This window comes from Streptomyces sp. AC558_RSS880 (assembly GCF_019049255.1).
GTDB lineage: Bacteria > Actinomycetota > Actinomycetes > Streptomycetales > Streptomycetaceae > Streptomyces.
In genome coordinates, this window is the sequence record NZ_JAGMUJ010000176.1 from 22,820 (window position 1) to 31,411 (window position 8,592).

General features: G+C 68.1%; 5 protein-coding genes and 4 pseudogenes. 1 reads left to right on the plus strand and 8 read right to left on the minus strand.

Annotation, left to right across the window (positions count from 1 at the left end):
• Positions 1–62: 62 nt before the first annotated feature.
• From KUM38_RS43910 to KUM38_RS39310, 3 genes and pseudogenes are all read right to left on the minus strand, one after another.
• Positions 63–209: pseudogene (locus KUM38_RS43910) on the minus strand (hypothetical protein); the annotation flags it as partial.
• A gap of 506 nt (positions 210–715) precedes the next feature.
• Entirely contained in the window at positions 716–1,906 is a 1,191-nt protein-coding gene (locus KUM38_RS39305; protein WP_217136932.1) for an IS110 family transposase, read from the minus strand.
• Between the two features lie 236 nt (positions 1,907–2,142).
• Positions 2,143–2,891: pseudogene (locus KUM38_RS39310) on the minus strand (transposase family protein).
• A gap of 200 nt (positions 2,892–3,091) precedes the next feature.
• On the opposite strand from KUM38_RS39310, the gene KUM38_RS39315 reads away from it, so the two are divergent.
• Positions 3,092–3,379 (plus strand): hypothetical protein, encoded by a 288-nt coding sequence (locus tag KUM38_RS39315; protein WP_254398459.1) that lies wholly within the window; start codon positions 3,092–3,094, stop codon positions 3,377–3,379.
• A gap of 69 nt (positions 3,380–3,448) precedes the next feature.
• Here the strand turns inward: KUM38_RS39315 and KUM38_RS39320 are convergent, their stop codons facing one another.
• The 5 genes and pseudogenes from KUM38_RS39320 to KUM38_RS39340 all read right to left on the minus strand — a co-directional run.
• Positions 3,449–4,174 carry a dienelactone hydrolase family protein gene (locus KUM38_RS39320; RefSeq protein WP_150478866.1) on the minus strand — a complete coding sequence of 242 codons (726 nt, stop codon included), beginning with the start codon at positions 4,172–4,174 and terminating at the stop codon, positions 3,449–3,451.
• 398 nt (positions 4,175–4,572) lie between these two features.
• A pseudogene (locus tag KUM38_RS39325) lies at positions 4,573–4,810 on the minus strand (IS6 family transposase); the annotation flags it as partial.
• Positions 4,811–4,842: 32 nt separating this feature from the next.
• Positions 4,843–5,939, minus strand: a pseudogene (locus tag KUM38_RS43455) (integrase core domain-containing protein).
• Positions 5,940–6,107: 168 nt separating this feature from the next.
• Entirely contained in the window at positions 6,108–7,106 is a 999-nt protein-coding gene (locus KUM38_RS39335; RefSeq protein WP_217136933.1) for an ester cyclase, read from the minus strand.
• Positions 7,107–7,212: 106 nt separating this feature from the next.
• The coding region (locus KUM38_RS39340) for an MFS transporter (protein ID WP_217136934.1) at positions 7,213–8,592 on the minus strand (1,380 nt) is incomplete at its 5' end.

Sequence of the window (8,592 nt, forward strand, 5' to 3'; positions counted from 1 at the left end):
GATAGACCCGGCACCTGCTCGACGAAGGTCGTGCGGGAACAGCTCTTCCGGTCGCAGAAGTACCGGCGCACCCGCAGCCGGACGATGACCCGGCGCGAACCCAACGGCCGTTCGTCCAGGAAGCGTTGATACGTGCTGTGTACGCGGTGGGCCTGCTTTCGGCAGTTCGGGCACCGGCCTGGGCGGGCCGTCGACACCGCCTCCACCATTAGGACTCCGGAGGAGTCGCTCACCCCCTCCACCCGCACATCGATCCCGGGAAACAGCACCTCCTCAACCGTCTTGCTCGCCACGGCAGGAAGTACGCTGCCGAAACGGTCCCGCGTTCTGACCGCTGACCTGGGGATTCACGGAACTGCTGCCAGAGCCGATTTCAAAGAGCGTCATCAATAGGACCAGGGTGGGCCAGTCGCAGGGCTCGTCGTGTTCCAGGATGGCAGCGACCTGGTGGGCCTGTAGCCGCCACCGTGAGTAGACGCAGATCTGCTGCGGGGTCGGCTGGCCGGCCCGTACGTGCAGGGTTCGCAGGGCAGTGATCAGTTCACGGATGGCCTGGGCTCGGTCACTCACGCCGGCCAGGGCGTCGATGTCTCTGGGGTCGTCGACTGTGGAGCGGGGAGGCCACCGACGCAGTTGTTCCGTTTCCCAGACTTTGCGCACTATGTCGAGGTCGGGCCCACGGGCAGCACCACCCACTGATTTCTAACGCTGTCTGTCAAGCCGTGAGAGCGGTGGGAGGCACGGCCTCGTAGATCCGTCCGTCGCGTAGAAGCGCCCAGAGGACGTTGACGCGGCGGCGGGCCAGGGCCAGGACGGCCTGGATGTGGTGCATGCCCTCGGAGCGTTTGCGTTCATAGAACCGGCGGGAGTCCTCGCAGTGGCGGATGCTGAACAACGCGGAGATGTAGAACACTCGTTGGAGTCGGCGGTTGTAGCGGCGTGGGCGGCGGAGGTTGCCGCTGATCTTCCCGGAGCCGCGGGGAACGGGAGCAACGCCGCCGAAGCCGGCGAGGCGGTCAGGAGTGCCGAAGAGACTCATGTCGCCGCCGGTCGCGGCCAGGAACTCGGCACCGAGGATCACGCCCAGGCCTGGCATGCTGGTGATCACTTCGAAGTCCCGATGTTCGCGAAACCGGACCTCGATCGCCTTGTCGAGCTCGGCAACCTGCTGGTTGAGGGACAACACCTCCGCCGTCAGGGTGTGCACAAGCCGGGCGGTCAGTTTCTCGCCGGGCAGGCTGGTGTGCCGGCGTCCGGCGACCTCCCAAGCTGTCTCGGCGAGCCGGTCAGCGCGCAGGACCCTGCGGTTTCGCAGCCAGGTCTCGAGCCACTTCTTGCCTGTCCGGCGGAGCGCGGCCGAGGTCTGGTAGCCGGTCAGCAGCATGAGGGGGCCGGTGTTGGTGAGATCCAATGCCCGTTCCAGGCCGGGGAAGATGTCGGTGAGCTGGGCGCGGAGCCGGTTGACGGTGCGGGTGCGGTCGGCGACCAGGTCCGTGCGACGGCCGGTGAGGATCTTGAGGTCGGTGACGGTCTCGTCGCTGGTGCGTAAGGGGTGCAGGTCGCGGCGGATGCGGACCTGGTCGGCTATGACGGCGGCGTCCTTGGCGTCGGTCTTGCCTTCGCCGTGGTAGCTCTCGGAGGCGCGGTGGATGGACCGGCCGGAGATGTAGTACACCGGCTGGTCGTGGTTCAGGAGGATCATGATGGCCAGGGCGCCGCCGCCGTCGGCCAGGTCGATCCCCCAGGTCACGTCATCACCCAAGGTCAGGACGGTGTTGAGGAGTTCGAGCAGTTCGGGCTCGTCGCTGGCGACGCGTCGTGACAGCAGCCGGTGGCCGCTCTCGTCGATCGCGACGCAGTGGTGATGGGTCTTGCCTGCGTCGATGCCGGCCCATATCGCGGCCATGTGCTGCCTCCGTACGGTGTGGTGCTGGTGCCTCCCGACGGACGACCTCGCTGTCAATTCCCTACTCAGCGATCATTCGCCATTCCTCATTGGCAGCCGAGTCGTCATGGGGCACCGGGCGGCCAATCACTGAGAGCCACAAGCGGCAGAGCCTTTTGAACCACACCCGGCACCCCTGGGTGGGTGAACCATACGAGGGGCTCACCGCATCCCGCAGAACAACGTAGGGAGCCCTTTCAGCGCTGACGCTCCAGGGTGAGGACGGCGGCAGCGATCATGGTGAGGCGTGTTGGGCTGCAGCGGGCGCGTTGAAAGATCCGCCAGGATTTCAGGCGGGCGATTCCGCGTTCGACGGGTGCCCGGGCGGCGGACAGGGCTCGGTTGACCGTCCGCTCGGTGGGGTGAGTTCGCCGTTGGGCGGGCGGCGCTTCGCGGTGGTGACCCAGTCGCCTGCACCGATGTAGGCCATGTCCGCGAGGATCGGGACACCCTGGCGTTCACAGATTCGGATGATCTTGTGGGTGCGGGCGGCTGTCAGGTCGTGGGTCCGGCCCGGCAGTGCCGGCGACAGCCAGAGGATCTCTCCGGCAGGATTGGTGACGACCTGCACGTTCACACCGTGCCGCTTGTGCTTGGGGGAGTAGTCGGCCCGTCCGTCGCCGACCCGGTCGCACTCGGCGAGGGTGCCGTCCAGGAGTGCATGGTCGGGGTCCGTCTCCCGCAGGATTTTCAGCAGTCCCGGCGCCTTGTCCGCCAGGTGCCGGACGGCGGTGGTGACGTAGGCGTGGGCGGTGCCGACGGATATGCCGAAGCCTGCGGCGATCTGCGTGAGGGTGTCGTGCCGGCGGAGGTGGACCAGGGCGACGAGAGCACGCTGGTGCGGTCGGAGCTTGCAGCGGCGGTCACCCTCACGGGTGACGATGAGCATGGTTACCCACTCGACCAGCGCGTGAGGCAGGTCGAGTACGGCAGGACAGGGAACCAACGAAGCTCCTGCGCTGATGAGTTGAGACGTCGAACACCTCTCTCAACGGCACGGGAGCCTCGTGCGTTGCGGGCACCGGCCTCGTCACCCGTTCGGTGGCCACGCTGAAAAGGCTTAATGTGCACGTCCCGATGGAGAGCCCCTTCCTCCCTCCTGCTGCGTGTCGACAAACCTCGCGCGGAGAGGGCTCAAGGAAGCCCATGCACGTGCAGCGGTTCCAGCACCTCTACCGGGTCCGGTTGCTGCCCCCTCGAATGACGCGACGGGAGGGCCGGGCCATCCACCGTACAGACCCCTCCGAGCTCGAAGCCGACCTCCTGCAACGCAGGACGCAGGCCGAGGCCAAAGGCTGGATCGGTGAGATCGAGGGCATCGACCTCACCCTCACCTTCCTCCGCGCGAAGCGCGACGAGACCCAACGCCGAGCTCAGCGACCAGCCGTCCATCTCGGCATCCCCGCACGCCGCCGTCCGCAGGAGTCCGAATGACGCTCCCCGGAGCGATGCCTCGAAGCAACAAGCTGTCAGAGCCTGTGAACAAACCCCAGCCTGCCCAGATCACTCCGTTATGGGCAGGCACTCGGCGAGCAGGTCGACGACGTCCCGCCAAGCTCGCTGCGCGTGCTGAGGGTGATAACCGACCCCAGGAAGCACGATGTGGTCGACCGGTGGGTGATGGAAGGCGTGCAAGGCGCCGCCGTAGACCACGAGGCGCCAGTCGACGCCCGCAGCCTGCATCTCGGCAGTGAATGCGTCCCGTTGCGCGGGCGGCATGATCGGGTCTTCCGACCCGACCCCGGCCCACACTGGGCAGTGAATGCGCGCCGTCTCGCCTGGCCGGCCCGTGGTCAGTCCGTTGACTGTCGCGATCGCGCGCAGGTCGACGCCGTCGCGCCCGAGTTCCAACGCGATTGCGCCCCCGGTGCCGTAGCCGACGGCGGCGATCCGGTCCGGGTCGGTCCGCGGCTCGGCGCGGAGCACGTCGAGCGCCGCGTGGCCGATGCCTCGCATCCGGTCGGGGTCGGCGAGCAGCGGCATGCAACGGGCCAACATCTCCTCAGGGTCGCCCAAATAGCGCCCGCCGTGAAGGTCGAAGGCCAGGGCCACGTATCCCAGCTCTGCGAGCGCATCGGCCCGGCGGCGCTCGACGTCGCTGAGCCCCACCCCCTCGGGCCCGACCAGGACCGCAGGCCGGCGGTCGACACCGGCCGGGAGCGCGAGGTGCCCGATCATCGTCAGGCCGTCGGCCGCGTATTCGATCGTGCGCGTTGTAACCGTCGTCATGAGCCTGGACTGTAGTGATCGTCGAGCCCGGTCGGGCCGGTGTTCTGCCGCTGGCAGAAGGGAGGTCTCTGGCGCATTCCGGAACCACCCCCTCAGCGGTTCAGCTCAGAGCCTGTGAACAAACCACCGTCCGCCCGAAGGGTGGGCGCACCGGACGCCGCTGCGCGCAGACGGGGATTGTTCACAGGCTCTCACCGAAGGATGACGCTCACACCTCGTTCCTCGAAGATCTCCAGGAGCAGGTCGAACAGCACAAGCCGGCGATCGCCGACGGGCACGCGTTCTGCCAACCGCGTCCGAGCCTCGGCCGAGAAGTCCCAGTGGCGCTGTCACGTTGTGAGGTGTGTGAGTGCCTGACGGCGTGTCGGGTGCGGTGAGGCCGTGTCCCGACTCCGTGTTCAGGTTGCGGCAGAGGGGCCGGCGATATTGGTGACCTGGTCCCGGATGGCGAAGCGGGTGGTCATCTCGGCGAGGTAGTCGGTAGCGGTCATCAGGTGGCGGCGGGGCCGGAAGTGGGGTGGGATGCCGCTGAAGGCGGACAGGAACCGCTGGGCCGCGCCCACGCTACGGAAAGCCCTTCATCGCGCGTTCGCGCTGCCGGGTGGGCTGGTGGCTGTTCTCCGCCCGGTTGTTGAGGTTGCCCTTGCCGAAATCCTCGTCCGGGCAGGTCAGGCGGCATGCTCGTACTCGTGGAGAAGGCCGCCGAGGCGATCGCGTCGTCGTACCGCGAGGCAGGCGATCTGGTCCGGATCGACGATTGGCGGGGGTAACGGGTTCAACGGGCGGGCGTTCGCGATGCCCTGATGGGGCCGGTGCACATTGTAGAAACGCTCGAATTCCCGCAGGGCGTGGAGCAGATGCCGTTGATCCCAGATCAAGGTCCGGTCCAACAGCTCGCGCCTACAGGTCTGCACCCAGCGTTCCATGACCGCATTCGTCCGCGGCATCCGGACACCGCTGAGCACGACCTCGATCCCCGCATCGGCGAGGACCGCGTCGAACAGGGCGGGGAATTTCCCGTCCCGGTCCCGGATCAGGAACCGCGCCCGGCAGTTGACATCTTCCAGGTCCATGACGAGATTTCTCGTGGCCTGTGCCACCGACGAGGCCGTCGGGTGCGCGGTCGCGCCCAGGACCCGGATCCGTCGGCTGGCGTGCTCGATCACGGCGAACACGTGCGGTCGTGCCCCGGTCAGGGTGGCCGTCTCGAAGAAGTCGCAGGCCAGCAGCGCGTCGGCCTGGGAGCGCAGGAAGTCGGCCCACGTGCTGGAGGTCTGCTCGGGCGCGGGGTCGATCCCGGCCTCCCGCAGGATCTCCCAGACCGTGGAGGCGGCGACCTTCACGCCCAGCACCAGCAGCTCGCCGTGGAGGCGCCGGTAGCCTCACGTGGGATTCTCCCGTGCCAGGCGCAGCACCAAGGCGCGGATGGAGCACACGGTGCGGGGTCGACCCGGGCGCTTCGGCCTGGACTCGGCGGCGTGGTGGCGGGCGACCAGGTCGCGGTGCCAACGGAGCACCGTGTCCGACCGCACCAGCAGCCGCAGCCTGCGCAGCACGTCCCGCGGCAGCCGGTACAGCAGAGCCGCCAGGAAGCCCGGTCACTCGGGCTGAAGCGCACCTTCCCCTTACCGAGTTGGCGCTCCAGCACCGACAGTTGGCGGCGCAGGGCGAGGATCTCCATGTCCTTGTCCCGATCGCTCATCGGTAGCAGGCGCAGCATGGCGAACGCGTTCGCCATGCCCAAGTAGGCCAGTCGCAGCAGCACGGTTGGTCATCATGCCGCGTTGATCGACAGCCGCGCGACGGCACAGACTCGACCGACCGCACTCGACATCCCGCACACCAGCTCCGACCAGGGCGGATGAGGTTATCGGCAAGCGCAGGGCCGCTGGGGTGTCCGCCGACTCCCGGCACCCGCCCGCGTCGGGGAAGTTCAGTAGATGTTGGCCGCGACCTCGGGGCCGTCCCCGCGCCCCGCGTTGATCTGCGCGCGCAGCGAGATCTCGTCGTAGACACGGACCTCCTTCACGATGCGGCCCTCCTGGATCAGGAACTGCGAGACACCGAGCACCGTGACCGGCCGTCCGGTGAGAGGGCCGAAGGCGGGGATGCCGCGGTAGGTGCCGTGCATGGTCCACAGGACGGCCACGCGCAGGCCGGCGTACCGCGGGGAGTGGTTCGTCTGGATGTCACGGACGGCGAACCGGGCGTCGGGGAAGGGGCCGACCATGGCGAGCAGGTCGCTCTGGTAGCGCTCGGGGCGGATGACGGTCCGGTCGCCGATCGTGTGGAGGAACAGGTCGCGGTCCATGAAGTCGTTGACCCTGTTCAGCCGACGCTGCGTCCACACCTCGTCGATGAACTCGAGCACCATCTCGCACTCGGGACGGAACGCGTCCGGACGCGGACCGCTGACCCCGTTCAGCAGCACGTCCTGCGGCGGCTCGTCCAGCATGGAGCCGCTGTACCCCTGGAAGGTCAGCTCGCGAGCCGCCTCGGCCGGGTCCAGGCCGATCTGCAGGCAGTCGGCCAGATCGTCGCGCACCACCCACTCCTCGACCATCCGGCCGCGCCGGTACAGGCAGTTGGCCACCGTGCGCTTGCGGATGCCGACGAGGCGGCCGTCCACGAGGTGCTCGTCGGCGGAGAAGACCAGGTGGGAGCTGAGGAAGGCGTCGTTGCCGCGCGCCTCCCACACCACGTCCTCCGCCTGGCCGATGTGGCCCGGCGTGCTGCCCATGCGGATCGTGCTGCCCTCGATGACACCGTCACGGCCGACGACGGTGCCGAGGCTGGTGTGCACGATCGAGTCGGGCTCGTAGTTGTCGACGATGTGGGCGATGTCGCGGTCGACCCAGATCCGGTCGGTCACCTCGCGGATGAAGTCGTCCGGGTCCTTGTAGGGGAGGTAGGCGACGGGGTCCAAAGGCATGGTGCTTCCATTCCGGTAGTGATGTGAATGCGTATGTAGGTGCTTGATCGGGAGGGTAGCCGAGGAGAGGGCACGCCGGGTCGCCGGGAGGGGGTCTCCCGCCGCGCTAGCGGGCGAACTTGTCCGCGCCCAGGTGACTGCGGTACGTCTCCGTCATGAAGGCGCTCACGACGACCAGGGCCAGGAGGGCGCCCACCGCCAGGTAGGCCCAGACTGCGTAGATGGTGCCGAAGGTACTGACCAGCAGCGTCGCGACGAACGGCGTGATTCCCATGAAGATGGAGAACGAGCTGTTGTACGCGATGGCACTGGCGCTGAACCGGGTGCGGGTGGAGAAGAGCTCGGCCGCGCAGACGGTGACGATGCCCGTGAGGAAGAACTCCGGCACGATGTAGATGAGCTGGCTGGCCACGGCCGCCCCGAAGGTGCCCTGCTCGCCGACCCGGAAGGCGATCGGTACCAGCACGATGCACGCGATGGCGCCGGTGACCAGCATCGGCTTGCGTCCGATGCGGTCCGACAGCATGCCGGCCAGCGGCAGGGCGGGGATGAGGACGGCGATGGAGATGGCATTCGAGGCCAGGCCCATCCAGCGCGGCAGGCCGAGCGTGTCGGTCAGGTACTGCGGATAGAACGTGACCCAGGTGTAGGAGAGGATCGCGAGCATGATCGAGACGCCGCAGAAGACCAGGATCGGCCGCCACTGCGAGCGCAGCGCCTCACGGATCGGCGCCTCGACGACGTCCGCACCCTCCTCGGTCGCGCGCACGAACTCCGGGGTCTCCTCGATGTGACGACGCAGCCACATCCCGACCAGGCTGAGCGGGACCGCCAGCAGGAACGGGAGGCGCCAGCCGTACGAGTCCAGGGCCTGGCCCTCGAACACCCAGCTGGTCAGGGCCGCCGTACCGGCACCCGCCAGGATGCCGACGAAGCAGCTGTTGGAGGCGTACGACGTGTAGTAGGCCCGCCGGTTCGGCTCCGCCCACTCCACGATGAACGCGACGGCCCCGACGTACTCGCCGCCCGAGACCGCGCCCTGGACGACGCGGAGCAGCAGGAGCAGGATCGGCGCACCGATGCCGATCTGCTGGTACGTGGGCAGCATCCCGATCAGGCCGGTGGTCACGCCCATGGCCACGATGGTCCACAGCAGCGTCCTCTTGCGGCCGACCCGGTCGCCCCAGCGGCCCACGAGGGTGCCGCCGAGCGGGCGGAACAAGCAGGCGATGGCGATGATGGCGTACGTGCCCAGCACCGCCACGGTCCTGTCGCTCTCGGGGAAGAACGCCGGGGCCATGATGGGGGCCATGTAGCCGTACAGGCCGTAGTCGAACTGCTCGACGAAGTTGCCGATACTGCCCGCGCCGATGGCTCGGCGTATCGCCTTCCGCTTGTGCGGGTCGACCTGGGGGGAGTCGACGGATTGGCTGGGTGGCGCTGCGGCGGACATGGGTTCTCCGATCGCGCGGGGAGGGGGGAGGAG

Coding starts and splice junctions, on each gene's coding strand:
- KUM38_RS39305 (WP_217136932.1), bottom strand. CDS start 1,906: ATGGCCGCGATATGGGCCGGCATCGACGCAGGCAAGACCCATCACCAC.
- KUM38_RS39335 (WP_217136933.1), bottom strand. CDS start 7,106: ATGCCTTTGGACCCCGTCGCCTACCTCCCCTACAAGGACCCGGACGAC.
- KUM38_RS39320 (WP_150478866.1), bottom strand. CDS start 4,174: ATGACGACGGTTACAACGCGCACGATCGAATACGCGGCCGACGGCCTG.
- KUM38_RS39315 (WP_254398459.1), top strand. CDS start 3,092: ATGCACGTGCAGCGGTTCCAGCACCTCTACCGGGTCCGGTTGCTGCCC.